Here is a 25497-nt window from a genome sequence, read left to right on the forward strand (position 1 = left end):
GTGATTCAAGTTGGCCAAATCTTCAAACCTCGGCCGGCGGGATCAGCAGGGCCACGCCCTGGCCAGGCGCCAGGTCCAGGCTGCGGGCCACCGGCGCGCACTTGGCCAGAAACAAAAGCAACAGCGGCCGCGGCGGCCCGCCGTGGGGCCACAACCCCGCCGCCGGCCTCAAGGTTTCATAATGCCCCATGCCCTTGGCGATGACAAGGTCGGCCCGCGCCAAAAGCGCGCCGATCTCGGCCGAAACCTCTCGCGGGTCCAGGCCGACCTGGGCCGAGCCCGTGCCCACGATCCGTCCCAGGCCGTAATCTTCGCCCGCGTGGCGCAGGTCGTCCAGTGTCAAATCATTTTGCGCCGGGGCCGATTTGACCACGTAGGCCACCTGGCAGCCCCGGCCCAGCAGATGCCCGACCAGCGGCCGGTCAAAGGCCTGCTCACCGCAGTTGTCGGCCAAGATCGCCACCAGCGCACCCGGCCGTAACAGGGCCTCGGCTTGGGCCAGATCATCGACGCCCAGGCGCAGCTCGCCCAGGCCGCCGCGCCACGGGCCATCCTGGCCCGGCCCGGTGAAGTGATCCAGGGCGTTGCCCAGAATCGCCGCCCGGGCCACGGCCGCCAAGGTGGCGGGCAAGGGCCCCAAGCCGGCGGCGGCCCGACGAGCGGCGGCCATGTCTTGGCGTTTTTTTGCGGCAAAGGGGTCGTCCACGCCGCTCTCGCGCCGGGCCAGGGCCAAAAAGCGGCTGGCGATCAGCGCCGGCGAATGGCCCCGCGCCAGGCCGTCGGCGATCACCTCATCCAGGCGCGCCGCCAATGGTCCGGTCTTGGCCGCGCCGGGCAAAAGGCCGCAGCCGGCCAAGACGGCCCGCGCCAGGCCGTCCAGGCAGGGGACGCACTCCGGGCCGGGGATAAAGCTCACGGGAAACGCCGCCGCAGGCTGGGCCACGACCAATCCACCGGCGCGCGCAACAGGCCCTGGCCCTTGCGCTCGAAGAGCAGATGCCCCCGCTCCTGGCCAAACAAAAACAGATCGCGCGTCAGCGCCACGTCCTGGCGGCAATAGTCGGTCAGCTCCGTCAACTGGCCCTGCCGCCACCACTGCACGGCCTGGAGGCCATCGGCGCCCTTGCCCGCGCCCAGCGTGGCCTCGCCCAGGGCTTGCAGGCTGAGGCGATGGCCCAAGGCCTGATGCAGATCGGCCAGCAGGTCCAAGGTGGGCAGCCGGGCCAGGTCCATGGCGCTGTAGGCCCCCAGCACGCCGTAGTCAAAGCGCAGGATGTTGAAGCCGACGATCAGCTCCAGCTCGGTCAAGCGCCGCAGCAGGCGGGCGATGTCCTTTTCGCCAAAGGCCTCGAAGGAATCAGCCTGGCTGTCGTAGAGCACGGCCACGCTCACGCGCATCAGATGGGTGTTGGCCCAGCCGCCCACTTCCTCGGCCAGGCGCTGGGTCTCCAGGTCCAGCACGCCATAGCGCATGGCCCCGTCGGGCGCGGCGGGCCTGGCCACGATGGCCGGCGGCGCGGGATGGGGCGCGGGCAAGGCGGCGATGTCCTCCTGACCCAGCAGGGCCCGGCACAGCAGCAGGGCCCCGGCCTTGTCCAGGGGCTTGTTGCCCGAGCCGCATTTTGGCGAATAAACGCAGGCCGGGCAGCCATCCTGGCAGGGGCAGTCGGTCAACAACTCCACCACCCGTTGCAACAGTTCCTCGATCACCTCGAAGCAGCGCCGAGCCAGGCCCACCCCGCCGGCCACGCCGTCGTAGATGAACACCGCCGCCTTGCCCGTCTGGGGGTGCAGGGGGATCGATATGCCGCCCACGTCGCCCCGGTCGCACAGGGCAAACAGCGGAAACATGGCGATGGCCGCGTGTTCCAGGGCGTGGATGGCCCCCATGAAGTGCAGGCCCCTGGTCTCGATCAGGCGGCGCAGGGAGTCTTCGATGTCGATCCACAGGCCGTGGGTCTCGAAGACCAGCGGCGGCAGATCCAGGGGATAGACGCCCAGCAGATCCTGGCCCGAGATGCGCCGGCGTTCATAGCCGACGATGGTCTCGCTCACGCGCAGGCGGCCCTGGCGCAGCAAAAAGTTGGCCACGGGCCGGCGGCCGGTCTCCTCCAGGATCTCGGTCTCTTTTTCCGAACGGGCGCGGGTGTAATAATCTACCTGACGCGGCCGGGCGATGATCTTGTGATCGACCAACTCCAGGTCGGTCACCTCGTAGGAGCGGGTCTGGTGCAGGTAGACCGCCCCGGGATGCCCTTCCTTGAAGGCCCGCGCGCCATCGATGGAGCCGATGACCTTGCCGGCCTGGTCGACGATGGCGAAGCTCTGGCCGGCCCCGCGCAGATCGACCTGGCGCTGGGGCCGCTGGCGGGCGGGAAAATAGCGCCGGCCCTGGGCGTCGAGCAGCAGTTCGCCGGCGGCGCTCAGTTTGGCCACGGCCTCGGCGTGGCGCTCCAGCCGAAAAAAGCGGTCGTCCAGGTCCAGGGGCTCCTCGGCGGCGGCGCACAGCAGGTGTTGGGCCACGATGTCTTGGTTGTCGGGGTCGAGGGTGGCCGCCTCGACCGGTCGGCCCAGCAGCTCCGTGGGGTGTTTGACGAAGTATTGATCCAGGGCGTCGGGCCCGGCCACCACGATCACCGCGCTCTCGCGTCCGGCCCGGCCCACCCGGCCGCCGCGCTGCCAGGTGTTCATCTGGCTGCCGGGGTAGCCCACCAAAATGCACAGATCCAGCCCGCCGATGTCGATGCCCATCTCCAGGGCGCTGGTGCTGACCACGCCGGCCAGACGACCGCTGGCCAGGTCGCGCTCGATGCGCCGGCGCTCCTCGGGCAAAAAGCCGGCGCGATAGCCGGCCACCGAGGCGCGCAGATCGGCCCGGCCGCGGGTGACCCACGAATGAATCAGCTCGGTGTGGATGCGGCTTTTGGTGAAGCAGATCGTGGACAAACCCTGGCGCACGGCCGTCGACAGCAGATGGCTGGCCGTGGTGCTGGCCGCGCCCACGGGGTTGACCAGGGCGAACCAGCGGCCGGCGGCCGGCGCGCCGCAGAAATCCAGCACCTGATCATCGGCGAAAGGCCGGCTGGTCAGGGCCTGGGCGTGTTGGCCGGGGTTGGCGATGGTGGCCGAACACAGCACGAACGAGGGCCGGGCCCCGCGCAGGGCGGCCAGGCGCGTCAGCCGTCGCAGCACCTGGGCCACGTGGCAGCCGAACACGCCGCGATAGGCGTGCACCTCGTCGATGACGATCAGGCGCAGATCCCCCAGAAAGGCGCTCCAGGCCTGGGGATAGGCGCAGATGCCGGCGTGGACCATGTCGGGGTTGGAGATGATGATCGCCGGCGGATTTTCGCGCATCTTGCGGCGCTGGCCCTGGGGGGTGTCGCCGTCGTAGACCGCCGCCGGCGCGCCCAGCCCGGCGCGAAAAGCCAGCTCGTTCATGGCCGCGAGCTGGTCTTGCTCCAGGGCCTTCAGCGGAAACAAAAACAAGGCCTTGGCCCGTGGCTCGGCCAAGAGCCGCTCCAGGGCCGGCAAGGCGTAGACCAGGCTCTTGCCCGAGGCCGTGGGCGTGGCCACCACCACGTCGCGGCCCTGGCGGGCCAGGGCGATGGCCCGGGCCTGGTGGTCGTAGAGCCGCTCGACGCCAAGGCTGGCCACGGCCCTGGCCAGCGGCGCGGCCAGGGGCGGATCGAGTTCGGCAAAGGCCGCCGCTCGCGGCGGGACCAACTGGACGTGGGACACCTGGGCCGCGCCCTTCAAAAGCCCCGGCAAGGCGTCCACGAAACTGTGAATCTTTGACTTCATGCCAAGGCTTGTACCACGGCCGGCCATGGGCGACAATAGCCCCAAGAGGCAACTCACGGAGCAAGGCCATGTTGCTGGAAGGCTATCGCAAGGAAATCTTTCGGCCCATGTGCAACAACAGCTTTGAGTCGTTGCACTGTCACGCCCACCTGGATCAAGACATCGCCGAGGCGCTGCCCTACCTGAACGCCCAACTGGGCGCCTTCGAGTACTCCACCGACCCGCCCAGCCTGACCCTGCGCACCCAGGGCAAGATCATCGCCGTGCATCCGCGCTTGATCGCCGTCAACGCCCTCAAGGACGAAGACGAAGCCGACAAGATTTTGCGCTGGCTGCAAAACGAGATCAACGACGCCTGGGAAAACCGCCACGGCATCCAGCCCAGCACCGAGAGCGCGCCTCGGCCCAAACTCCTGGAGATACTAAAGCTTTTGCCCAAGACCAACTGCCGCCAATGCGGCCAGCCCACCTGCATGGTTTTCGCGGCCCAGGCCATGGAGGGCGGCAAGTGGGCGGCCAACTGCCCGGCCATCGACCCGGCAAAGGGGCGTTTGCTCGATCAATACCTGGCCGGCTTTTTTGGCGAGTGAACAAACGTCGCCAAACCGTCACGCCGCCGACGCGAAAGCCAATCGCCCCACGGGCGAAAATCCGGGGAGCGGCGCCATCGCCGCGCCCGCCATCACCCCAAGCCGAGGAGGCCCGCCGCCCGTGCCCAGAGTATTGTTCGTCTGCACCCACAACAGCGCCCGCAGCCAGATGGCCCAAGCCTACCTGCGCCAGATGGCCGGCCAGCGCTTCCAGGTCGACAGCGCCGGCCTGGAGCCCACCCAGCTAAACCCCCTGGCCGTGGAGGTCATGGCCGAGGAAGGCCTCGACATCAGCGAGCAGAGGCCCCAAAGCGTCTTCGAGCTCTATCGCCAGGGCAATCTTTACGATTACGTCATCACCGTCTGCGAAAGCGAGCGCGAAAGCCTCTGCCCGGTCTTTCCCGGCATCACCAAGCGCCTGCACCTGCCCTTTGACGACCCGGCCCAACTGACCGGCGGCCACGATGAGCGCCTGGCCGGGGCCCGCCGCATCCGCGACCAGATCAAACAGGCCGTCGGCCGCCTGGCCGAGGAGCTGGCCTGAGGGCCAAAGGCCCTAGTTGACCCATGGGCGTTGACGAGGGGGGTTGCTTGGTGCTATATTTCGTCAGTTGGCGAAACATAGGAACGAATCCATGCGCGAAACAGTCACCATCGCCAAGGCCATGGCCGAGGAAAACCGCCTGCGCGTCCTGCTGGCCCTGGACGCGGGCCAACTCTGCGCCTGCCAGATCACCGAGTTGCTGGGCCTGGCCCCCTCGACGGTCTCGCGGCACATGGCCATTTTGTGCCAGGCCGGCCTGGTCGAAAGCTGGAAGGACGGCCGCTGGGTCCATTTCCGCCTGGCCGAGGGCGCGGCCCAGGCCAGGGAGGCCATGGACTGGGCCCGCAAGTGGCTGGCCCCCAGCGCCCAGGCCCAGGCCGACGCCAAGCGTTTGGCCGAGGTGCTGAGCCAAGACAAGGAAGAACTCTGCGGGAGGCTGGGCAAGTGTCGAAAATAAAAATACTTTATCTGTGCACGGGCAATTCCTGCCGCAGCCAGATGGCCGAGGGCTTCACCAACGCCCTGCGCGGCGATCTGTTCGTGGCCCAAAGCGCCGGCGTCGCGCCCGGCCGCGTGGACCCGCTGGCCGTGGCGGTGATGGCCGAGTCCGGGGTGGACATCTCGGGCCAGCGCTCCAAGGACGTCGAGCAATTCATTGGCCAAAGCTGGGACTGGGTGGTGACTCTCTGCGACAACGCCCGCGAGTCGTGCCCGTTTTTCCCCGGCCCGGCGCGGCGCGTCCACCGCGGCTTTGACGATCCGCCGTTTTTGGCCCAAAGCGCCAAAAACGAGGACGAGGCCCTGGCCATCTACCGCCGCGTGCGCGACGAGATCAAGGCCATGGTCCTGGGCCTGCCCGGCTCCTTGCAAGACTGAAAACCGCAAAGCAACGGGAGGCGAACATGGCCGCCGGGGCCGGGGGCAAGCTGTCGTTTCTGGATCGCTATCTGACGCTGTGGATCTTCCTGGCCATGGCCGTGGGCGTGGGTCTTGGCTATTGGCTGCCGGGGATCAAGCGGGCGGTGGATTATTTCTCGGTGGGCACGACCAACATCCCCATCGCCATCGGCTTGATTCTGATGATGTATCCGCCGCTGGCCAAGGTCCGCTACGAGCGCCTGGGCCAGGTCTTTAGCGACGGCAAGATTCTGGCCCTGTCGCTTGCGCAAAACTGGCTCATCGGCCCGGCGCTGATGTTTCTGCTGGCCATCGCCTTTCTTTCGGGCCACCACGACTACATGGTCGGGCTGATCCTCATCGGCCTGGCCCGCTGCATCGCCATGGTCATTGTCTGGAACGACCTGGCCGGAGGCGACCGCGAATACTGCGCGGGGCTGGTGGCCTTCAACAGCGTCTTTCAGGTGCTGTTCTTTTCGGTCTACGCCTGGTTTTTCATCACCTTGCTGCCAGGCTGGCTGGGCCTGGGCGGCGTGGCCGTGGATATCTCCATGGGCCAGATCGCCCAGAGCGTGTTCATTTATCTGGGCCTGCCCTTCATCGCCGGCCTGGCCAGCCGCCTCATCGGCCTGCGCCTGAAGGGCCACGATTGGTACGAGCGCGTCTTTATCCCGCGCATCAGCCCCATCACCCTGACGGCGCTGCTTTTTACGATCGTGGTGATGTTTTCGCTCAAGGGCCAATACATCGTGCGGCTGCCCTTGGACGTGCTGCGGGTGGCCCTGCCGCTGTGCGTCTATTTTCTGGTGATGTTTCTGGTCAGTTTCTGGCTTGCGCTGAAGGCCAAGGCCACCTACGAGCAGGCGGCCACCCTCTCCTTCACCGCCGCCAGCAACAACTTCGAGCTGGCCATCGCCGTGGCCGTGGCCGTGTTCGGTCTCGACAGCGGCCAGGCCTTCGCGGCGGTGATCGGCCCTTTGGTGGAGGTGCCGGTGCTCATCGGCCTGGTGCGGGTGGCCTTGTGGCTGAGAGGGCGCTATTTCCCCCACGAAAAACTCTCGCCGACCGGGGTCTGCCATGTCTCGTGCAAGCCCTGAGCGCCGGCGAATAACCCCTTGACATCCGCGGCAACTTGACGACTTTGCAAAAGGCGCACAAATGAAACGCATCTCTTTGGCCGGCCTGATCATCGCCGCCAGTTTCGTCCTGATCTCCTGCCAGGCGGGCAACGCCCAGGACACGAAAAAATATCTGAGCCCCGGCATGGTCACCCTGGTCGACCTGGGGGCCGACAAGTGCATCCCCTGCAAGATGATGAAGCCCATCCTCGAGGCGCTGAAGGTCCAATACCAAGGCAAGGCGGCGGTGGTGTTCATCGACGTGTGGGAAAACCAGGCCGCGGCCAAGGATTTTGGCGTCAGGGTCATCCCCACCCAGATCTTTTTCGACGCCGCCGGCCAGGAAGTCCATCGCCACGAGGGCTTTCTGGACAAAAAAAGCATCGAGGACCAGTTGGCCAAAATGGGCGTGAAGGCCCGCTAGCGCCGGCCAAACCAGGAGCGAGGCGATGGAAGAGCTTTTCCTTACCCTGCACGGCTGGCTGACCGCCGGCGGCGCGGCCGCCATGGTCGGGGCCTTTGTGTGGGGTGTGGTCAGCGTGGCGCTGAGCCCCTGCCACCTGGCCTCGATCCCGCTGATCGTGGGCTACGTGGCCGGCCAGGAAAAGGCCGTGCGCCCCGGCCAGGGCGTGTATTATTCGCTGTCGTTCACGGCGGGGCTGTTTGTCTCCATCGCCCTGGTGGGGCTGATCTGCTCGTTGCTGGGCCTGATGCTGGGCGATATCGGCCCATATTGGACCATCGCCGTGGGCGCGGTTTTGCTGCTGGTGGCCCTGGACATGCTGGGCCTGCGGGCCATGTCCATGTCGGGCGGGCTGATGGCCAAGCTCAAGGTCAGGGGGCTGGGTGGGGCGCTGGTCCTGGGCCTGGCCTACGGCGTGCTCAGCGGGTCGTGCACCTTTGGTTTTTTGGCGCCGATCATGGCCGTGATCACCGTGCAGCAAGACTTGGCCGCGGGGCTGGTGTTGATCGGGCTGTTCGGCCTGGGCCACGCCCTGCCCATCGCCGTGGCCGGCAGTTCCACGGCGCTGGTGAGCGGCGTGCTGGAAAACAGCGCCTTCCAGAGGGCCAGCCTGTGGTTCAAACGGGTGGCCGGGGTCGGCGTGGGTCTGCTGGGCGTTTACTTCATCGCCTCGCCGTTTTTCGGGGCCTAGGGTCATGGCCGCCAAGCGTCGCAACGCCCTCGCGTTCCGCGTCCTGGCCGTGGCCCTGGCCGTGGCCGCCGGCCAGGGCCTGGCCGCCTCCGGGGAGCCGTCCGCCCTGGAGGCCATGATCGCCCGCCACGATTCCGGCCGCTGCCAAAGCTGTCACCCGGAGATCTACGAGCAGTGGGCGCGCTCGCAGCACGCCCGGCCGTTGATGGGCCTGGGCGGATTCAACTTCATGGCCAAGTATCTGGCCGAGGGGCCCTTTGCCGTGGCCCGGCCCGAGGACGCCACCAGGGCCAATTTCCCCTGCGCCAAGTGCCACCTGCCCCAGTTGCTCACCGCCGATGATCAGGCGGCCAGCGAGTTGGCCCAGGTCGTCTGGCGCGACGACAAGGCGGTCATCGCCAAACTGGGCATCGGTTGCCTGGTCTGCCACCAAGACAAAGCCGTGGTCCATCACCCGCCACGGGCCGAGACGATCTACGCGCCCCAGGCCCAGGATGGCCCCCACGAAGGGGCCGTGGCCAGCCTGGAGCGCAGCCCTTTCATGGCCTCACCGGCCTTTTGCGGCCAGTGCCACGGCTTGGGGCCCAATTTCGAGTTCAGCCCGCCGGTGCAGTGCGCCACGCTCTACGGCAGCTACCTGCACGCCTACGTGGCTGGTGGTGGGACATCCACTTGCATCGATTGCCATATGCAAGGGGCCGATCACGAATTCAAACCCAATTTCGCCGACCGGCCGGCCACGGCCAAGCTCTACCAGGCGGCCTTGCCCATGGAGGCAAGCGTCCTGCCCCTGGTTTTCCAACCAGGCGACCGGCCGCGTCAGGCGCTCGTGGCCCTGGAGGTCGTCATCGCCAACAACGCCGGCCATCGCCTGCCCGACGGCTGACCGTCGCGGGCGCAAGCGGTCCTGGAGGCGACCGCCACCACCGACGACGGCCGACGGCTCTTGGAGGCCAGGCGCGTGTACATGCCCCAATGCACCGACTCGCTGGGGCCCAAGATGGTCTTGGGGCCCGACAAAAAACTGGGCATCGTCCGCGACACATCCTTCCAGCCCTTCCGGCCGACCAGCGAGCGCTTCGAGATCGTCCTCGACCAGCCGGCCAAAACGCTGGCCATCTCGTTGCGTCTGGTCTACAGCCTGCGGCCCGGCGACGAGATGGTCATCCACCACTGGCGGCGCGACTTGGACGTGAGGGCCGTCTCGCCCAAGTAAGGCCGCCCGGCCGGCCGTTTCGTGTTACAATGGGGCCATAAGACGAACAGGCACGGTTTTGCACATGGCTCCGATCAAATCATTGCTCACGGCCCTGGTCCTGGTCCTGGCCTTGGGCGCGGCCTGCCAGGCCCAAGCCATCGACGAGCAAAAGGCCAAACGCATCGTCACCGACTATCTGGCCGTTGCGCTGAAGTTTCCCCAGGGCTACAAGGCGATCGCCTGGAGCAAGTTGGTGGCCCATCCCTACGGCGGGGCCTATCAATGCTCCATCCGCCACCGCTACAGCTTCACCCTGGGCTTCGACAAGGCGGGGCGCGAGATCAAGGCCGTGGCCGACCAGGTCTTTTCCATCGATTACAACGGCTACGTGGTGGGGGCCGAGTCGCTGAGGCCCAGCGCGACCCATCCGCGCACCAACCCCTGGCGGCCCTGAACGATCACCCGACTTGACAGCGGGGCCGGGGTTTGCTATCCAATGACGCTGACCGCCCCAGCGGCCAAGTCGCCAAGGAGTTGCCCAATGGCCGTCACACCCCGCAAAGGGGAACCACGACAAGCCCAACGCAGGCCTTCGCCTCCGCGCCACATCCGGTGTCAGGAGGTTTTTTTTGGGCCCTGGCCAGGGCGGACCGAGCACGGCGGAGGCGTTTTTTGAGCTGGAAGCGCAAACATCTTTTGGGCCTGGAGGGGCTGAGCGCCGAGGAGATCGGCGTGGTGCTCGACACCGCCGAATCGCTCAAGGAAATCAACGCCCGGCCCATCAAAAAAGTGCCCACCCTGCGCGGCCGGACAGTGGTGCTTTTTTTCTACGAGCCGTCCACGCGCACCAAAACGTCTTTTGACCTGGCCTGCAAGCGCCTCTCGGCCGACGCCGTGGCCCTGGCCCCCAAGACCAGCTCGCTGACCAAGGGCGAGACGCTCATCGACACCGCCCAGACCTTGCAGGCCATGTCGCCCGACCTCATCGTCATGCGCCATTCGTCCTCGGGCGCGCCCCATCTGCTGGCCCGCCACGTCAACGTCTCCATCATCAACGCCGGCGACGGGGCCCACGAACACCCCACCCAGGCCCTGCTGGACATGCTGACCATCCGCGAGAAAAAAGGCCGCGTCCAGGGCCTGGAGGTGGCCATCATCGGCGACATAACCCATTCGCGGGTGGCCCGCTCCAACATCATCGGCCTGCGGACGATGGGCGCGCGGGTGCGCGTCTACGGCCCGCCGACCCTGCTGCCGCCCCACGCGGCCACGCTGGGCGCGCGCGTGGCCCGCTCGATGGACGAGGCCGTGGAGGGAGCCGACGTGGTGATGATGCTGCGCGTGCAGCAAGAGCGCCTGCACGACGTGCTGTTTCCGTCGTTGCGCGAATATTCGCGGCTCTACGGCCTGGGCGAAAGCCACCTGCGCCGCGCCGCCGAGGGCGTCATCGTCATGCATCCCGGGCCGATCAACCGCGGCGTGGAGATCGCGCCCCAGGTGGCCGACGGGCCCTATTCGGTGATCCTCGACCAGGTGGCCAACGGCGTGGCCGTGCGCATGGCCTTGTTGTATCTGATGATCGGCGCGGAGGGGCTGTGATGCCGTCAACGGCCAACCAAGAGCTTTTGCTGAAAAACGGCCGCCTGCTCTGCCCGGCCGGCGGCCTCGACGAAGTGGGCGATCTGCTGATGGCCGGCGGGCGCATCGCCGCCGTGGGCGGGGACATCAATGCGCCCGGCGCCCGCGTGATCGACTGCGCCGGGCTGATCGTCGCGCCGGGGCTGATCGACATCCACGTGCATCTGCGCGAACCGGGCCAGGAATACAAAGAAGACATCGCCAGCGGCGCGCGGGCCGCCGCCGCCGGCGGCTTCACCGCCGTGGCCTGCATGCCAAACACCAGCCCGACCAACGATTGCAAGGCCGTCACCGAGTTGATCCTGCGGCGGGCCGCCGCCGCCGGCCAGGCCAGGGTCTATCCCATCGGGGCCATCACCGTGGGCCTTGGCGGCGAGATGCTCAGCGAAATGGCCGACCTGCGCGACGCCGGCTGCCCGGCCGTCAGCGACGACGGCCGACCCGTGGCCGACAGCCGCCTGCTGCGCCGGGCCATGGAGTACGCCAGTGGCCTGGGCTTGGTTGTCGTCTGCCACAGCGAGGACATGCGGCTTTCGGCCGGCGGGGCCATGCACGAAGGGCCCACGGCCACCCGCCTGGGCCTGGCCGGCATCCCGGCCGAGGCCGAGGCTCTGGCCATCGAGCGCGACATCGCCCTGGCCGCCCTGGCCGGGGCCAGGGTTCACATCGCCCACGTCTCGTGCGCCGGCTCGGTGGCGGCCGTGCGCCGGGCCAAGGAGGCCGGGCAAAACGTCAGCGCCGAGACCTGCCCACACTATCTGACCCTGTGCGACGAGGACGTGGGCGACTACGACACCCACCGCAAGATGAACCCGCCCCTGCGCTCGCGAGATGACGTGGCCGCCGTGCGCCAGGGCCTGGCCGACGGGACCATCGACGTCCTGGCCACCGATCACGCGCCCCACTCGTCGCTGGAAAAGCTGGTGGAGTTCGACAAGGCGCTGTTTGGCGTCACCGGCCTGGAGACGGCCCTGGGCGTGGGCCTGGAGCTGGTGGACGAAGGGGCGCTGAGCCTCAAGCGGCTCATCGAGGCCATGAGCGCCGCCCCGGCCAGGGCGCTGAATCTGCCCGGCGGCGCGCTGAAGCTAAACGAGCCGGCCGACGTGACGGTCATCGACGCCGCGCGGCCCTGGGTCGTCGAGCCGGCGCGCATGCTCTCCAAATCGCGCAACACGCCCTTTGCCGGCCGCCGGCTGCCCGGTCGGGCCGTGCTGACCATCCGCGATGGCCGCGTAATTTATCAACTGGAAGGATTTGCCGCATGAAGGGGGCCAAGGGTCTTTTCAAGCCGGGCGTGCTGGCCCTGCTCAGCGTGGCGGCCATCGCCGTGCTTTTGATTTTCGCCCATTTCGATCGCCAGGCCAAGTCGTTGGACCAACTGGCCCATCAAGCCGCCCTCCAAGCCCAGGCCATCATCGCCGCCCAGGCGGCCGAGGCCGGCGGCCAGGGCCCGGCGCTGAACATGGCCGATCTGGCGGCCAAGGGCTGGAGCCCGCCGCCGGGGGTGCTGTGGGAGCTGTTGCCCGGCCCCGACGGCCAGCCGCGGGCCTTGCGCCTGTGGAACCCGGAAGGCGTGCGGCAATACGTGGCCAGCGCCCAGGGCGTCAAGGAAGGCTATCAATAAACGCCATGACCCGCCGCCTGGAACAAAAAGAAGAGGCCCTGGCGCGCATGCTGCGCTATATCCTGGGCGTTTGCCCGGCCGAACTGGCCCTGCTGCCCGACGCCGAGGGCTGGGTGCGCCAAAAAGACCTGCTGGCCGCCCTGCACGGCGAGGACGGCTGGAAACACGTGCGCCAGACCATGCTGACCGACATGGCCGACCGCCTGGCCAGCGACGTCTTCGAGGCCGACGACACGCGCATCCGCTGCCGCCAGCGCTCCTACGCCCCGCCCAACCCCGAGGCCAAACCGCCGGCACATCTTTATTATGGCGCGCGGCGCAGGGCCTACCCGGTCATCAGGGAGCGCGGCCTCGACGCCGATGACGGCCCCGGCCTGATCGTCTGCGCCGACAGCCAACGCGCCCTGGCCATCGGCCGTCGCCGCGACGCCGAACCAGTCCTCGTCACCATCCAGGCCCGCCTGGCCCAGGAAAACGGCGCGGCCCTGGCCGCCTGGGGCGAGGAAGGCCTCTTTGTCGCCCAGTGGATCGACGCCCAGTTCCTGATGGGTCCGCCCCTGCCCGACAAGCCCCTGCCCAAGCCCGTATCGCGCGAAAAGAAAAAAGAAAAAGCCGCCCGCCTCGAGGAAGTGACCGTGGGCCAGCCCCAACAGCCGCCGGGCAGCTTCGTGGTCAACCTCATCGACGCCGAAAAGCCCTACAAGCAAAAAGGACTGCGCAAGGACATCGACTGGAAAAAAGAACGCCGCAAGGACCGTCGTCGCGGCGAGGACTAGCCTCAGCCGGCCTCCACCAGCTCCATCAGCCGGCCCCAGCGGCGCACGGCCTCGGCGACCAGGGCGGCCAAGGGCTCGTCGTCGGGCCGGCCCTGACCGAAAAGGCCATCCACCGCCCGGCTCACCTCGGGCAGCAGATCGACCTCGCCGGCAAAACGCAACGGCGGTAAGCCCGCTTGGCCCGCGCCCAGGGCCTGGCCCGGCCCGCGCATGGCCAAATCGGCCTCGGCCACGGCCAGGCCATCGGCGGTGGCGGCCAGCACCTCCAGGCGGCGACGACCCAACTCGCCCGGTTCCGGGCCGGTCACCAGGCAGCAACGCCCCGGCTTTTGGCCCCGGCCCACCCGGCCGCGCAACTGGTGCAACTGGCACAGACCAAAGCGCTCGGCCCCCAAGACGATCATCAGCGTGGCCGCCGGCACGTCCAGGCCCACCTCCACCACGGTGGTGGCCACCAGGGCCCTGGTCTGGCCGGCGCGAAAATCTTCCAGGGCCCGTTGCTGGGCGGCCGAATCCAGGCGGCCGTGCAGCAAGCCGATGGCCTGGCCGGGAAAATATTCGCCAAGCCGGCGGTGGGTCTCCACGGCGTCATGGGCCTGGATCTTGTCGGAGGCCTCCACCAGCGGGCAGATCACATAGACCTGCTCGCCGGCCGCGAGGGTGGCGGCCATGGCCTCCACGGCCTGGCGGCGTTGTTCAAAGGCCAGCACGGTGGTGGCGATCTTGGGCCGGCGGCCGGGCAGTTGGGGCAGCGGCGAAATGTCCAGGTGGCCGGCCAGGGCCAGGGCCATGGTGCGGGGTATGGGCGTGGCCGAGAGCACCAGCAGGTGGGGATCGAGGCCCTTTGCCGCCAGGCGCAGGCGCTGGTGCACGCCAAAGCGCTGTTGTTCGTCGATGATCACCAGGCCCAGGCGCTCGAACTCCAGCCTGGCGGCGAGCATGGCCTGGGTGCCGATCAGCAGCGCGGCCCCGCCTTGGGCCGCCGCGCGGGCCTGCTTTTGACCCTGGGCGTCGGCCCCGCCCAGCACCAGGGCCGCCTTCAGGCCCAGGGGCTCCAGCAGGGCCTGGGCGCTGGCCAGGTGCTGACGGGCCAACACTTCCGTCGGGGCCATCAGGGCGGTCTGGGCCCCGGCCTCGGCCACGGCCGCGGCGGCGGCCAGGGCCACCACGGTCTTGCCCGAACCCACGTCGCCGGCCAACAGCCGCCCCATGGGCCGACCGCTGGCCATGTCGGCCAGGATCGCCGCCAGGGCCTGGTTCTGACCCTCGGTGAGGGCAAAGGGCAGCGCGGCCAGAAAGCGCTCGACCAGCGCGCCGGGTGGATCGACGACCAGGCCGGGCCGGCTCAGGCGCTGGCGGCGCTTGAGCCACAGGCCCAGTTGATAATAAAAAAGCTCGTTGACGGCCAGCACCCGTCGCCAGGCGCTGGTTGGCGGGTCCAGTTCGGCCGGGTCGCTCTCGGGGCCGGGCAGATGGGCCTGGCGCAGGGCCTGGCTCACGCTACACGGGTAGAGCCGGGCCGGCAGCAGGCCAAAGAGCGGATCGGGGATGAGATCGACGGTGCGGCCGGCCAGATCGGCCATGAAGCGCCGCACGCCGCCCTGGCCCAGGCTGGCCAGCTCGGGATAGACCGGCAGGATCACGCCCACCGCGCGGCCTTCGGCGGCCTTTTGTTCGTCGAAAACCTCGGGGTGAACCATCCGCCAGCCGCCCTCGGCCAGCTCGGCACGGCCCACGGCAAAAACCTCCCGCCCCACGGCGAAGGCCTCCAGGTGGGCTTTTTTGAAATGAAACCACAGCAGGTTCAGGCGGCCGGCCCCGTCGTCGAGGACCATGCGCCAGACCTTGCCCCGCCGGCCCCACGGCCCGGAGCTCGTCAGCCGGCCGCGCGCCACGCACAAGCGGCCCTCTTCCAGGCCGTCCAGCGGCCAGACCCGGCGGCGGTCCTCGTAGCGCGGCGGCAGAAAAAACAGACCATCACCCCAGGTGCGCAAGCCCCGCGCGGCCAGGGCCTGGACCGTCTTGGGCCCCACGCCGGGCAACGCGCCCAGCGAGCGGGCCAGGGCCGGCAAGGCCCACGGCGTCACGCTCGGCGTATTTTTGGCCACCACGCCCGGCCCGTCCGGCCTAGCGGCCGTAGAAGTCGGCGATGACCTGAACCACTCGCTCCTTTTGAGCCATGGTCAGCTCGGGGTAGACCGGCAACGCCAACACCTCGCGGCTGGCCTGCTCGGCCACCGGCAACTGCCCCTCGCGGCCGCCCAGATAGGCAAAGCACTCCAGCAAATGCATGGGGATGGGGTAGTAGACCGCGCAGCCCACGCCGGCCGCGCCGAGGGCGGCCAACAGGCCGTCGCGCTCCTTGACCCGCGGCACGAACTGATTGTAGATGTGGCCGCGCCAGTTTTCGGGCCAGAGCTCCACCGGCGGCGAGACCAGGCCGCGCTCCACCAGGCCGGCCTCGGTCAACAGCCGGCGATAATCGGCGGCGTTGGCCCGCCGCGCCCGCGACCAGTCGTCCAGATGGGGCAGCTTGGCCGAGACGACCACCGCTTGCAGGGCGTCCAGGCGGAAGTTGCCGCCGATGTGGATGTGGCGATATTTCTCGTTGGGGTGCGAGCCGTGGGTGCGCATGGAGAGCATGCGCCGGCCCAGTTCCTCGTCGTTGGTGGTGACCAGCCCGCCGTCGCCGGCCCCGCCCAGGTTCTTGGAGGGGAAAAAGCTGAAGCAGCCGGCGTGGCCCAGGCCGCCGATCATCGTGGGCCGCTCGTGGCCGGCCGTCGCGTAGGAGCAGCCGATGGCCTGGGCCGCGTCCTCGATGAGCTTCAGGTCGTGGGCCTGGGCCAGTTCCAGTAGGGGTGTCATGTCGGCGGGTTGGCCGAAAAGATGCACCGGGATCAGGGCCTTGGGCTTGACCGGCAGGTCGGAGGCCAACAGGCGCTCGACTTGGGCCGGGTCGATGTTGAAGCTGACCGGATCGATGTCGGCAAACAGGGGCGTGGCCCCCAGGCGCACTATGGAGCCGACGGTGGCGAAAAACGTAAACGGCGTGGTGATCACGCCGTCGCCGGGGCCCACGCCCAGGGCCATCAGGGCCAGCAGCAGCGCGTCGGTGCCCGAGGAAACGCCCACGGCGCACTTGACGCCCAGATAGTCGGCCAATTCGGCCTCGACGCCGCTGACCGCCGGCCCCAGAATGAACGACTGCTTTTCGAATATCTCTTGGACCCGGGGCATGATCTCGCCCCTCACGCTGGCGAACTGGGCCTGAAGGTCGAGCATGGGCACTTTGATTTGGTCGGCCTGGGACATGATCATGTTCTCCTTGGCGGCCCCGGCCGCGCGGCGGCGATGGGGGAAAAAGCGCACAAGTGCGATTTTTGCTCAGGTCATGGTCTTTTTCTATCCACCAATGAACTGGTAAAGTCAATAATTGTGAACATGCATTGGGTTTTCTCTGGCCGGCCGCGCGCCGGCCCCGACCGTGGAGGATCATCTTGCGCGAGCAAATCCAACGGGCGGCCGAGATGCTGGCCGCCGCCACCAGGGTCGCCGCGCTGACCGGCGCGGGCGTCAGCGTCGAAAGCGGCATTCCGGCCTTTCGCGGCTCACAGGGCCTGTGGGAAAAATACGACCCCATGGACTTCGCCAGCATCGAGTCTTTCCGCGCCGACCCCGGCCGGGTCTGGGGCATGCTGGCCGAGCTCGACGGCGTCATCAGCGGCGCGCGGCCCAACGCCGCCCACCTGGCCATGGCCCGTCTGGAGGCCATGGGCAAGCTGCACACGCTGGTGACGCAAAACATCGACGGCCTGCACCAGGCCGCCGGCAGCGCGCGGGTGGTGGAGTTTCACGGCAACGGCGCGCAATTTCGTTGTCTGTCGTGCCACGGCCTGTTCGAGCGCGATCAGGTCGACTTTCGCGCCCTGCCGCCCCGCTGCCAGTGCGGCGGGCTGATCAAGCCCGACGTGGTCTTCTTTGGCGAGCCCATCCCCGAGCGCCAGGCCATGGAGGCCTTCAACGCCGCCCAGAACTGCCAGGCCATGCTGGTGGTGGGCACCAGCGCCGTGGTGGCCCCGGCCAGCATGCTGCCCGGCCTGGCCAAACGCCACGGCGCCAAGATCATCGAGGTGAACATGGAGCCCACCGGCCTCACCGGCAACCTGGCCGACATCAGCCTGATGGGCGGGGCCGGCCAGATCATGCCCGAGTTGGCCGAGGCCGTGGCCCGGCTGCTGGACGCCTGAGGCCCCAACCCAGCGCCCGACCGCCAACCAACCAGCGCCGGCCCGCCCCCCGGCCGGCGTCAACTCAACCCCGGGAGGACTTTCGCATGAACCAGGCCGAGATCGAAAAGCTCATCGACGAGCGCGTGCGCGCCGAAGTGGAAAAACGCCTGGCCCAGGCCGAGGCCCGAGCCATGACCATCATCCTGACCAAAGGCACCCTGGACATGGCCTATCCGGCCCTGATCCTGGCCACCACCGGCGCGGCCATGGACCTGGACACCACCGTGTTTTTCACTTTCTACGGCCTGGACGTGATCCGCAAGGACAAAATGGGCAAACTTCAGGTCTCGCCGGTGGGCAACCCGGCCATGCCCGTGCCCGTGCCCAACATCATCGGCATGCTGCCGGGCATGACGGCCATGGCCACGACGATGATGCAAAGCTGGCTGAAACGCGAAAACGTGGCCACCATCCCCGAACTGCTCGACATGGCCATCGAGGGCGGGGTCAAGCTCATCGGCTGCCAGATGACCATGGACGTCATGGGCGTCAAGCGCGAGCAGCTCATCGACGAAATCGACGTGGGCGGCGCGGCCACCTACATGGGCATCGCCACCAAGGCCCAGATCAACCTCTTCATCTAGCCGCGCCGGCGGGCCCCGCCACGAGGCCCCGGGCCTAACGGCCCAGCGAATCCAGCCAGCGCCGGCGCTGGGCCAGCAAGGCCTGGGCCGCCGCGCGCTCGCGCCGGCAGGCTTGGCGTTGTTCTTTCCTCAGCCCCGCGCGGACCTCGGCCGGCGGGCGGGGCCGCTCGGGCGGTTGCTCCAGGTGCAAAAACGCCACGCTCAGCGGCCGGAAGGAAAGCTGGGCCGCGGCGGCCGATGTCTCGCCGTGGCCGAAGTTGACGCCCATGATCTTGCGGCGTTGCAGCTCCTGGGGGTCCATGGAGCGCATGTAACTCATCAAAGCCAACAGGTCGTGGTTGGCCTCGAAGCGCTTGATGTCGGCGTTGACCTCATCCAGCAGGGCCAGCAAACGCCCGTGCTCCTCGCGCAACCGCTCGGCCGCCCGCCATGTTTCCTCGTAAAGCGCCCGGACCAACCTCCAGTGACGGCCGCAAGTGGTCAACCCGCCCAGGGCGCGGCCGGGCAGCGGCGGCCCCAGACGACGCGCGGCCCAACCCTCGGGCAGAGCCATCGCGGCCATGGCGAAGGCGCGCTCGGCCGCCTCTGGCGTGAGCAGGGCCTGGGCCAGCTGGGCTTTTAGGCCGTCGCAGGCCGCCTCCTGGCCGTGATAGGCGCTCGTCTCCTCCAGGAGCATGGCCCGCTCTTCCTCGAGCACGCGCCGCTCGTGAAAGTAGGTCTCGGCGATCTCCTGCCGGACGGCCTGCTGCAGGGCGGCGATCAGATCGTCCTGGGCCATGGGCCCTCCATTCCCCTGGCGACTTGTGCTAAATTGCGCTTTCTGATAGCGTGCACTCCAGGAGGCATAACATTGAATAACATTTTAGTCATCCATAAAGCCAACACGCCGGTCGCCCGCGACCAGGCCCAGGAGCTCAGGGGCTGGCTGGAGGCCAGGGGCAAGGCCGTCACCGTCCGCGAGGCCCAGGGCGGCGAGCCGGCGGCCCGGGGCGCCGCGGGCGAAGCGGCGCTTCCCGCCCGGGCCGATCTGGCCGTGGTCATGGGCGGCGACGGCACCATGCTGGGGGCGGTGCGCGACATGGTCGCCGCCGGGCTGGAGCGCACGCCGATCCTGGGGGTGAACCTGGGCGGGCTGGGCTTTTTGACGGCGGTGTCGTCGGAAGAGATGCTGCCGGCCATGGAGCGGGCGCTGCAAGGCCGCTTCGAGGCCCCGCCGCGCATGATGCTGCGCGCCGAGGTGCGGCGCGACGGCCGGGCCGTGGCCCAGTTCGTGGCCCTCAACGACCTGGTGATCAACAAGGCCGCCCTGGCCCGCATCATCGAGTTGCACCTGGACGTGGATCAACGCCACCTGACCACCTTCCGGGCCGACGGCCTGATCGTGGCCACGCCCACCGGTTCGACGGCCTACAACCTCTCGGCCGGCGGGCCCATCTGCCACCCGGAGTTGGACTGCGTGCTGGTCACGCCCATCTGCTCGTTCGCCCTGAGCAACCGGCCGCTGTTGCTGGGGCCGTTCATGGTGCTGCGCGTGGCCATGGGCGAGCGCGCCGCCCAGACCACCCTCACCTGCGACGGCCAGGTGGGCCTGGAACTGCAACCGGCCGACGAAATAATCATCGGCCGCGCGGCCAAGACGGTGAGGGTGATCCAATCGCCGTTCAAGGATTATTATCAAATATTGCGCACCAAGCTGCGCTGGGGTTAGGCCGCCGGGGCGGTGGGTTCGGCCGGGCCGGCCAGGGGCAGGCGCACGGTGAAGGAGCTGCCTTGGCCAGGGGCGCTGCGCGACTCGATGCCGCCGCCGTGGGCCTGGACGATCTTTTGGGCCACGGCCAGGCCCAGGCCGGTGCCCTGGCGCTTGGTGGTGAAAAAGGGGTTGAAGATCCTGGCCAGATCCTCGGCGGCGATGCCGCAGCCTTGGTCGCCGACGGTGATCAGACCGAAATCGCCTTCGCGGGCGGTGGAGACGATCACCCGCGCGCCGCGCGGCGAGGCCTGGATGGCGTTTTGCATCAGGTTCAAAAGCACCTGGCGCAGGCGGCCCTTGTCGATGAGGGCCTCCACCGGCTGGGGAGGCAGCTCCAGCTCCAGGCTCACGCCCGATTGCTCGGCGAAAAGCGAGGCCAGGCTGCGCGCCTCCTCGACCACCTCGCGCAGATAGGCCCGCTCCAGGCGCAGTTGCATGGGCCGCGCGTAGTCGAGCACCTCGCGCATGAGTTGCTCCATGTGGGCCACCTGGTCGACGATGATCTTGAGCTTGGCCCGGTGGGGGTGGTCGTCCTCCAGGGTGCGGTAGATCTGCTGGGCGAAGCCGCCGATGGCGATCAGGGGCGTTTTCATCTCGTGGGCCAGGGCGGCGGCGGCCTGGCCCAGGGCGGCCATCTCCTGCATGTGCTTGAGGCGCTGGGCCTCGCGCTTTTCGCGGTCGACGAGAAAACCGGTGACGCCGCCGACCAGGAAATAGACCCCCACCCCGGCGGCCATGTAGAGCCGCTGGGTCAGGTCGACGCTACGCTGGCCCACCACGTCCTCGAAAAAATTGAACGAGATGGCCAGGGCGCAGAGCAGGCCGCCACGCAGACCAAACAGCACCGAAGCCATGAACAGGGGCAGGTAATAGGCATGGCGCATCAGGGGAACCAGATCGGGCCGGTGGTGCTCCAGGTAGGCCTGCAACAGCGGCAGGCCCGCCAACAGCACGATCATCGGCGCGACCTTGAGCCACAGCGGCACGACCTTCCAGCCTCGCAGCAGTTGTTTGACCATGCCGAACCCCCTTGTCGCCAACGTCTCGCCCAAGGATACACTAGGCCCATGCCGTCGGCCAAGGCGCACTTGACCGGCTTTTTTGTTGGCGCTGGAGCCCTTGGCGTGCTACCAAATATGCTAGCGTGGCCAGTCGGCCCGCGCCGTGACCGCCCGATCAAACCACGGACCACGCCAATAGGAGCGCCGCAGTGTCCAAAACCACGCGCCTGTTTTCCACGTTGCTGATTGTCGTCTGCCTGCCGCTGGTCATGGCCATGAGCCCCGGCGACAGCGAGGGCCCCACCCGCATCCCCGAGCCGGAAAAGGCCTTCAGCGCCACGCTGGTCGACATCAGCGGCAAGACCATGAACTTGACTCAGTTCTCGCTGGAAGGCCAGGTCTTTTTGCTGGGCGACATGGGCGATGGCCAAGTGGCCGTGCCTTTCGAAAAAATCGACCGCGTGGACCTGGTCAACGGCCAAGACGGCCTGGTGGCCACGGCCAAGCTCAAGGACGGCCAGAGCGTGGCCCTGACGATGCGGCCCAAGCAAAAGGCCTTTGGCAAGGCCGAGTTCGGCTTCTATCGCATCGAACTGGGCGACGTCGCCTCTTTCACCGTGCGCCCGTCCATGCCCTGACCCGCCGCCCGCGCCGGCCCAAAGGACGCTCTCGACGCGTCCTTTTTTGTTGAGCCGGGCCGCGCCAAGGAGCCTTCGTCATGCCGCAAACGTGCCCGCCGCCGCGCCGGCGGTTGGAGTATCTGCTGGAAAAAGTCGGCCTGGGGCCCGACGATTACCAGACAATCGCCCCGCACAAGGAGCTTTTCGCTAGCCGGGCCGAGGAGTTCGGCCGGTATTTCCTGGAGTTTTTCCTGGCCATCGACGCCACGAGCCTGGTCCTGCGCCGCCAGAGCGACCCCCAGCGCCTGGCCGCCGTGCTGGGCCATTGGTTCGGCGCACTGTTTCGCCAGGCGATGAGCCCGAGCTTTCTGGTCGAAATGTGGCAAAGCGGCGTGCGCCACGTGGAGCTCAACCTCGACCAACGCTACGTCAACCTGGGCTACAGCGTGGCCCGTCAGTTCTGCCAGCGCATCGCCGCCGAAGGCCTGCCGCCCGGCGCGCGCGCCGGCGTGCTGGCGGTGATCGACAAACTCCTCGACGCCTGCGTGCTGGTGGCCACCGATTCTTTCATCACCTGCACCTCGCGCTGCGACAACCAGGTCATCGCCGGCATCGCCCACCAGGTGCGCAACCCCGTGACCATCATCGGCGGCAACATCAGCCGCCTGCAACGCCAGGCCCAGCGCGACAGCGGGGCCTGGCGGGCCTTTGAGACGGTCTTGGCCGAGAACCGTCGCCTGGAGCGAATGCTGGGCGATATCGCCGCCTACAGCGAGCTTTACCGGGCCGAGCCCCGGCCCGAGGCCTGCCCTCTGGAGCCCATCCTGCGTCAGGCCGCCGGCCGGCTGACCGAGCACGACCAAAGCCCCCGGCCCGAGCAATGGTTGGCGATCGAACTCGATCCGGCCCACGCCGTCGCCTTCGCCGACCGCGCCGAGATGACGCTCATGTTTTTTCATCTGCTGGAAAACGCCGCCCAGGCCAGCGACCCGGCCGAGCCCATCGTCCGCGTGGTCAGCGGCCCCGGCCCCCGGCCCGATTTTCTGCGCGTGAGCATCCAAAACAGCGGCAAATCGCCCGATCCGGCCCAGATCGACACGTTGTTCCAGCCGTTTACCTCATCGCGGCCCATGGGCACCGGCTTTGGCCTGCCCATCGCCGCCCTGGCCGCCCGGCGTAATCTGGGCGGCCTGAGCCTGCAACCGGCCCCGCAAGGCGGCGCGCTGTGCCTGGTGGATCTGCCCACGCCCGAAGATCGGGCCATGGCTCAATGATAGGTCGGGCCACCGCCGCCGGGCCGCGCGCCCGGCCAGCGCGGCCGGCCAGGCGGCAAAAAGACCCGCGCCAACACCAGCCCGGCCACGAAACCGCCGATATGGGCCATCCAGGCCACGCCCTCGGCCGAACCCAGCACCTGAAAGAAAAACCACAGGCCCAAAAATATCACCGCCGGCACGCGAATGACGCGCACGAAAAAGATCAGCCATAGCAAGATCAACACGTTGCGCCGGGGGAAAAGCGCCAAATAGCCGCCCAGGACCATGGCCACCGCGCCGCTGGCCCCGATGATCGGCACGACCTCGCCGGGGCCGCTGAGCGCCTGGGCCAGGCCCGAGAGCACCCCGCCCAGCAGATAAAAGGCCACGAAGCGCCCCCGGCCCAGGGCGTCCTCCAGGCTGGCCCCGAAGATCCACAGATAGAGCATGTTGCCGGCCAGATGCCAGAAACCGCCGTGGACGAACTGATAGCTGAGCAGGGTCGCCAGCGGTGGCAGGGGCAGTTCGGCCGGGGCCGGGCCCAGGATGAAGGCCGGCACCGCGCCAAAGATATAATTGAAGGCCATCTCGGCCTGGCGGCTCAGGGTCAGGCAATAGAGCCAGACGCCCACGTTGACGGCGATGATGACCATGGTCGCCAGCGCCGGCCGGCGGTTGGGCGTTTCGTCGCGGATGGGGATCAATGGGCCGCCTCCGAATGGTGACGAGTCGACGCGAGTCCGCCGGTCGGGCGAAGGCCCTTGCGCCGCGGCCGGGGGCGGTATATTTGTTTTAGGTTACATCCAAACCCCCTGGGATGCGAAATGCATAGTGCCGACCAACGCCTGAAGGCCCACATCGCCACCTTCGGCTGCCAGATGAACGAATACGATTCGGCGCGCATGGCCCGGATGCTGGGCCAGATGGGCTATATCGCCGAGGCCGACCCGCAAAAGGCCGACCTGGTGATTTTCAACACCTGTAGCGTGCGCGACAAGGCCGAGCAAAAGCTCTATTCGGCCCTGGGGCCCCTGGTCAAAATCAAGCGCCAGCGCGATCTGATCATCGGCGTGACCGGCTGCGTGGCCCAGCAGGAGGGCCGGCGGCTGTTGCGGCGGGTGGCCCACCTGGATTTTGTTTTGGGCACGGCCCAGATCGACAAGCTGCCCGAGTTGGTCCACGACGCGGCCAAGGGCCTGCGCCGCGCCGAACTGAGCCTCAAGCGCGCCAGCGAGCCGGCGCCCATCGTCCTGCCGCCCCAGGTGGGGCTTTCGGCCAACGTGACGGTGATGCGCGGTTGCGACAACTTTTGCAGCTATTGCGTGGTACCATATGTCAGGGGCCGCGAACAGAGCCGGCCAGCCGATCAGGTGCTGGAGGAGATCGCCGCGCTGGTGGCCGCCGGCGCGCGAGAGGTCGTCCTGCTGGGCCAGAACGTCGACTCCTACCGCGATCCGGGGCGGGGGATCGGCTTCGCGGAGCTGCTGCGCCTGGCCGCCGGCGTCGAGGGCCTGTGGCGGGTGCGCTTTCTGACCAGCCACCCCAAGGATCTCTCGCCGGAGCTGATCGAGACCCTGGCCGCCGAACCCAAGGTAATGGAGCAGATGCACCTGCCCATCCAGTCGGGCGACGACAGCGTGCTGGCGGCCATGAACCGGGGCTACACGACCGGGCAATACCTGGCCAAGGTCGAGGCCTTGCGCCGGGCCGCGCCGGAGGTGACCCTGGGCGGCGACATCATCGTGGGCTTTCCCGGCGAAAGCGCGGACGCCTTCGCGCGGACGCTGGAGTTGGTCGAACGGGTGGGCTACGACACGCTGTTTTGCTTCATCTACTCCGACCGGCCCTTCACCAAGGCCAGCCGCATGACCGGCAAGATCGATCAAGATGTCAAGGCCAGCCGGGTCAATCAGCTTTTGGAGCTGCACCGTCGCCTGGGCCGGGAGCGCAACCGGGCGCGGGTGGGCACGATCCGCGAGGTGCTGGTGGAAGGGCCGGCCAAAAAGGGCCAGGGCATGCTGGCCGGCCGCGATCGCGGGGGCCTGGCGGTGAATTTCGCCGGCGAGGCCGCGCTCGTCGGCACGATCCAACGGGTGTTGGTCACCCAGGGCCTGACCAACTCGCTCATCGGCAGGCTGGCCGGCCAGCCGGAAGGGGGCAATCGATGATTCGCATGACCGTACAGGGGTTGACCCTGGATCCGGGCACCAACTCGCCTATCCTCATCCTCAAAAGCGCCGACGGGGCTCAGACCCTGCCCATCTGGATCGGCCTGATGGAGGCCACGGCCATCGCCAGCGAGCTTGAGCAGATTCATTTTTCGCGGCCCATGACCCACGATCTGCTGAAAAACCTCATCGACGGCCTGGGCCACAGCGTGGTCAAGGTCGAGGTGGTCGACCTGCGCGACAACACTTTCTATGCCCTGATCCACCTGCTGGGGCCGGGCGGCGAGTTTTCCATGGACTGCCGGCCCAGCGACGCCATCGCCCTGGGCCTGCGCGCCGGCGCGCCCATTTACGTGGCCGAGGGCGTCATCGCCGAGGCCGCGCCCAAGACCAGCGCCGAGATGGCCAGCACTTCCGACGACAAATGGAAAGACATCCTCGAGCGGATGAAACCCGAGGATTTCGGCAAATACAAGATGTGAGCGC

At 67.9% G+C, this 25497-nt stretch carries 27 protein-coding genes; 20 read left to right on the top strand and 7 right to left on the bottom strand.

Annotated elements, in window-relative coordinates; all coding sequences use genetic code 11:
• Window positions 1–22 precede the first annotated feature (22 nt).
• Window positions 23–916, bottom strand: coding sequence for a damage-control phosphatase ARMT1 family protein (locus tag DEBA_RS17260; protein WP_013259435.1), 894 nt, complete (start codon window positions 914–916; stop codon window positions 23–25).
• A complete protein-coding gene (locus DEBA_RS13160) occupies window positions 913–3804 on the bottom strand; it encodes a DEAD/DEAH box helicase (protein ID WP_013259436.1) in 2892 nt (963 codons plus the stop codon). Before DEBA_RS13160 ends, DEBA_RS17260 begins: the two co-directional genes overlap by 4 nt.
• Before the next feature lie 68 nt (window positions 3805–3872).
• Here DEBA_RS13160 and DEBA_RS13165 point away from each other — a divergent pair, with 68 nt between their 5' ends.
• The 13 genes from DEBA_RS13165 to DEBA_RS17265 all read left to right on the top strand — a co-directional run bounded on the left by DEBA_RS13165 (window position 3873) and on the right by DEBA_RS17265 (window position 13343).
• Entirely contained in the window at window positions 3873–4394 is a 522-nt protein-coding gene (locus DEBA_RS13165; protein WP_013259437.1) for a (Fe-S)-binding protein, read from the top strand.
• Between the two features lie 121 nt (window positions 4395–4515).
• Complete coding sequence (locus DEBA_RS13170; protein ID WP_013259438.1) at window positions 4516–4938, top strand: arsenate reductase ArsC; 423 nt, start codon at window positions 4516–4518, stop codon at window positions 4936–4938.
• A gap of 91 nt (window positions 4939–5029) precedes the next feature.
• Window positions 5030–5395 carry an ArsR/SmtB family transcription factor gene (locus DEBA_RS13175; RefSeq protein ID WP_013259439.1) on the top strand — a complete coding sequence of 122 codons (366 nt, stop codon included), beginning with the start codon at window positions 5030–5032 and terminating at the stop codon, window positions 5393–5395.
• Window positions 5383–5814: an arsenate reductase ArsC gene (locus DEBA_RS13180; RefSeq protein ID WP_013259440.1), complete on the top strand. Its 432-nt coding sequence runs from the start codon at window positions 5383–5385 to the stop codon at window positions 5812–5814. Before DEBA_RS13175 ends, DEBA_RS13180 begins: the two co-directional genes overlap by 13 nt.
• 26 nt (window positions 5815–5840) lie before the next feature.
• Window positions 5841–6932 (top strand): ACR3 family arsenite efflux transporter, encoded by a 1092-nt coding sequence (gene arsB / locus DEBA_RS13185; protein ID WP_013259441.1) that lies wholly within the window; start codon window positions 5841–5843, stop codon window positions 6930–6932.
• Window positions 6933–6993: 61 nt separating this feature from the next.
• Complete coding sequence (locus DEBA_RS13190; RefSeq protein ID WP_013259442.1) at window positions 6994–7377, top strand: thioredoxin family protein; 384 nt, start codon at window positions 6994–6996, stop codon at window positions 7375–7377.
• 25 nt (window positions 7378–7402) lie between these two features.
• Window positions 7403–8107 (top strand): cytochrome c biogenesis CcdA family protein, encoded by a 705-nt coding sequence (locus tag DEBA_RS13195; RefSeq protein ID WP_013259443.1) that lies wholly within the window; start codon window positions 7403–7405, stop codon window positions 8105–8107.
• Between the two features lie 4 nt (window positions 8108–8111).
• Window positions 8112–9323: a multiheme c-type cytochrome (seleno)protein ExtKL gene (gene extKL, locus DEBA_RS13200; RefSeq protein ID WP_248595811.1), complete on the top strand. Its 1212-nt coding sequence runs from the start codon at window positions 8112–8114 to the stop codon at window positions 9321–9323.
• A 64-nt stretch (window positions 9324–9387) separates the two neighbouring features.
• Window positions 9388–9759: a hypothetical protein gene (locus DEBA_RS13210; protein ID WP_013259446.1), complete on the top strand. Its 372-nt coding sequence runs from the start codon at window positions 9388–9390 to the stop codon at window positions 9757–9759.
• A 218-nt stretch (window positions 9760–9977) separates the two neighbouring features.
• Window positions 9978–10904, top strand: a complete 927-nt coding sequence (locus DEBA_RS13215) for an aspartate carbamoyltransferase catalytic subunit (protein WP_013259447.1) — start codon at window positions 9978–9980, stop codon at window positions 10902–10904.
• Window positions 10904–12208, top strand: coding sequence for a dihydroorotase (locus DEBA_RS13220; protein ID WP_013259448.1), 1305 nt, complete (start codon window positions 10904–10906; stop codon window positions 12206–12208). Before DEBA_RS13215 ends, DEBA_RS13220 begins: the two co-directional genes overlap by 1 nt.
• Window positions 12205–12567 carry a hypothetical protein gene (locus tag DEBA_RS13225; protein ID WP_013259449.1) on the top strand — a complete coding sequence of 121 codons (363 nt, stop codon included), beginning with the start codon at window positions 12205–12207 and terminating at the stop codon, window positions 12565–12567. Before DEBA_RS13220 ends, DEBA_RS13225 begins: the two co-directional genes overlap by 4 nt.
• Before the next feature lie 5 nt (window positions 12568–12572).
• A complete protein-coding gene (locus tag DEBA_RS17265; protein ID WP_013259450.1) occupies window positions 12573–13343 on the top strand; it encodes an RNA 2'-phosphotransferase in 771 nt (256 codons plus the stop codon).
• Window positions 13344–13345: 2 nt separating this feature from the next.
• On the opposite strand, the gene DEBA_RS13235 is transcribed toward DEBA_RS17265, so the two are convergent.
• Complete coding sequence (locus DEBA_RS13235; protein ID WP_013259451.1) at window positions 13346–15454, bottom strand: ATP-dependent DNA helicase RecG; 2109 nt, start codon at window positions 15452–15454, stop codon at window positions 13346–13348.
• 16 nt (window positions 15455–15470) lie between these two features.
• Window positions 15471–16655 carry a DegT/DnrJ/EryC1/StrS family aminotransferase gene (locus tag DEBA_RS13240; protein WP_013259452.1) on the bottom strand — a complete coding sequence of 395 codons (1185 nt, stop codon included), beginning with the start codon at window positions 16653–16655 and terminating at the stop codon, window positions 15471–15473.
• Between the two features lie 185 nt (window positions 16656–16840).
• On the opposite strand from DEBA_RS13240, the gene DEBA_RS13245 reads away from it, so the two are divergent.
• Both DEBA_RS13245 and DEBA_RS13250 read left to right on the top strand, forming a co-directional pair.
• The gene (locus DEBA_RS13245; RefSeq protein WP_013259453.1) at window positions 16841–17590 is read left to right on the top strand and encodes an SIR2 family NAD-dependent protein deacylase; all 750 of its coding nucleotides are present in this window, start codon (window positions 16841–16843) and stop codon (window positions 17588–17590) included.
• A gap of 86 nt (window positions 17591–17676) precedes the next feature.
• Window positions 17677–18216 (top strand): DsrE/DsrF/DrsH-like family protein, encoded by a 540-nt coding sequence (locus DEBA_RS13250; protein WP_013259454.1) that lies wholly within the window; start codon window positions 17677–17679, stop codon window positions 18214–18216.
• A 34-nt stretch (window positions 18217–18250) separates the two neighbouring features.
• Here DEBA_RS13250 and DEBA_RS18470 read toward each other — a convergent pair whose 3' ends face one another.
• Window positions 18251–18994, bottom strand: coding sequence for a hypothetical protein (locus DEBA_RS18470; RefSeq protein ID WP_013259455.1), 744 nt, complete (start codon window positions 18992–18994; stop codon window positions 18251–18253).
• 72 nt (window positions 18995–19066) lie between these two features.
• Here DEBA_RS18470 and DEBA_RS13260 point away from each other — a divergent pair, with 72 nt between their 5' ends.
• Entirely contained in the window at window positions 19067–19924 is an 858-nt protein-coding gene (locus DEBA_RS13260; RefSeq protein WP_013259456.1) for an NAD(+)/NADH kinase, read from the top strand.
• On the opposite strand, the gene DEBA_RS13265 is transcribed toward DEBA_RS13260, so the two are convergent.
• Window positions 19921–20985: a sensor histidine kinase gene (locus DEBA_RS13265; protein WP_013259457.1), complete on the bottom strand. Its 1065-nt coding sequence runs from the start codon at window positions 20983–20985 to the stop codon at window positions 19921–19923. The two genes, DEBA_RS13260 and DEBA_RS13265, sit on opposite strands and share 4 nt — an antisense overlap.
• A gap of 191 nt (window positions 20986–21176) precedes the next feature.
• Here DEBA_RS13265 and DEBA_RS13270 point away from each other — a divergent pair, with 191 nt between their 5' ends.
• Window positions 21177–21605, top strand: a complete 429-nt coding sequence (locus DEBA_RS13270) for a hypothetical protein (protein WP_013259458.1) — start codon at window positions 21177–21179, stop codon at window positions 21603–21605.
• Window positions 21606–21685: 80 nt separating this feature from the next.
• Window positions 21686–22861 carry a protoglobin domain-containing protein gene (locus DEBA_RS13275; protein ID WP_013259459.1) on the top strand — a complete coding sequence of 392 codons (1176 nt, stop codon included), beginning with the start codon at window positions 21686–21688 and terminating at the stop codon, window positions 22859–22861.
• Here DEBA_RS13275 and DEBA_RS13280 read toward each other — a convergent pair.
• On the bottom strand, window positions 22855–23547 hold the full coding sequence (locus DEBA_RS13280) for a rhomboid family intramembrane serine protease (RefSeq protein ID WP_013259460.1): 693 nt from the start codon (window positions 23545–23547) through the stop codon (window positions 22855–22857). The two genes, DEBA_RS13275 and DEBA_RS13280, sit on opposite strands and share 7 nt — an antisense overlap.
• A 120-nt stretch (window positions 23548–23667) precedes the next feature.
• Here DEBA_RS13280 and miaB point away from each other — a divergent pair, with 120 nt between their 5' ends.
• Both miaB and DEBA_RS13290 read left to right on the top strand, forming a co-directional pair.
• Window positions 23668–25011, top strand: a complete 1344-nt coding sequence (gene miaB, locus DEBA_RS13285) for a tRNA (N6-isopentenyl adenosine(37)-C2)-methylthiotransferase MiaB (RefSeq protein ID WP_013259461.1) — start codon at window positions 23668–23670, stop codon at window positions 25009–25011.
• The gene (locus DEBA_RS13290; RefSeq protein WP_013259462.1) at window positions 25008–25493 is read left to right on the top strand and encodes a bifunctional nuclease family protein; all 486 of its coding nucleotides are present in this window, start codon (window positions 25008–25010) and stop codon (window positions 25491–25493) included. The genes miaB and DEBA_RS13290 overlap by 4 nt, the downstream gene beginning before the upstream one ends.
• Window positions 25494–25497 lie beyond the last annotated feature (4 nt).

The organism is Desulfarculus baarsii DSM 2075 (assembly GCF_000143965.1).
In the GTDB taxonomy this organism is placed as follows: Bacteria; Desulfobacterota; Desulfarculia; order Desulfarculales; family Desulfarculaceae; genus Desulfarculus; species Desulfarculus baarsii.

Bases quoted from the DNA above. Each gene is read 5' to 3' on its own strand.
- DEBA_RS13160 (WP_013259436.1), bottom strand. From the start codon at position 3,804: ATGAAGTCAAAGATTCACAGTTTCGTGGACGCCTTGCCGGGGCTTTTG.
- DEBA_RS13165 (WP_013259437.1), top strand. From the start codon at position 3,873: ATGTTGCTGGAAGGCTATCGCAAGGAAATCTTTCGGCCCATGTGCAAC.
- DEBA_RS13175 (WP_013259439.1), top strand. From the start codon at position 5,030: ATGCGCGAAACAGTCACCATCGCCAAGGCCATGGCCGAGGAAAACCGC.
- arsB (WP_013259441.1), top strand. From the start codon at position 5,841: ATGGCCGCCGGGGCCGGGGGCAAGCTGTCGTTTCTGGATCGCTATCTG.
- DEBA_RS13190 (WP_013259442.1), top strand. From the start codon at position 6,994: ATGAAACGCATCTCTTTGGCCGGCCTGATCATCGCCGCCAGTTTCGTC.
- DEBA_RS13195 (WP_013259443.1), top strand. From the start codon at position 7,403: ATGGAAGAGCTTTTCCTTACCCTGCACGGCTGGCTGACCGCCGGCGGC.
- DEBA_RS13210 (WP_013259446.1), top strand. From the start codon at position 9,388: ATGGCTCCGATCAAATCATTGCTCACGGCCCTGGTCCTGGTCCTGGCC.
- DEBA_RS13220 (WP_013259448.1), top strand. From the start codon at position 10,904: ATGCCGTCAACGGCCAACCAAGAGCTTTTGCTGAAAAACGGCCGCCTG.
- DEBA_RS13225 (WP_013259449.1), top strand. From the start codon at position 12,205: ATGAAGGGGGCCAAGGGTCTTTTCAAGCCGGGCGTGCTGGCCCTGCTC.
- DEBA_RS17265 (WP_013259450.1), top strand. From the start codon at position 12,573: ATGACCCGCCGCCTGGAACAAAAAGAAGAGGCCCTGGCGCGCATGCTG.
- DEBA_RS13240 (WP_013259452.1), bottom strand. From the start codon at position 16,655: ATGTCCCAGGCCGACCAAATCAAAGTGCCCATGCTCGACCTTCAGGCC.
- DEBA_RS13250 (WP_013259454.1), top strand. From the start codon at position 17,677: ATGAACCAGGCCGAGATCGAAAAGCTCATCGACGAGCGCGTGCGCGCC.
- DEBA_RS18470 (WP_013259455.1), bottom strand. From the start codon at position 18,994: ATGGCCCAGGACGATCTGATCGCCGCCCTGCAGCAGGCCGTCCGGCAG.
- DEBA_RS13265 (WP_013259457.1), bottom strand. From the start codon at position 20,985: ATGGTCAAACAACTGCTGCGAGGCTGGAAGGTCGTGCCGCTGTGGCTC.
- DEBA_RS13275 (WP_013259459.1), top strand. From the start codon at position 21,686: ATGCCGCAAACGTGCCCGCCGCCGCGCCGGCGGTTGGAGTATCTGCTG.
- miaB (WP_013259461.1), top strand. From the start codon at position 23,668: ATGCATAGTGCCGACCAACGCCTGAAGGCCCACATCGCCACCTTCGGC.
- DEBA_RS13290 (WP_013259462.1), top strand. From the start codon at position 25,008: ATGATTCGCATGACCGTACAGGGGTTGACCCTGGATCCGGGCACCAAC.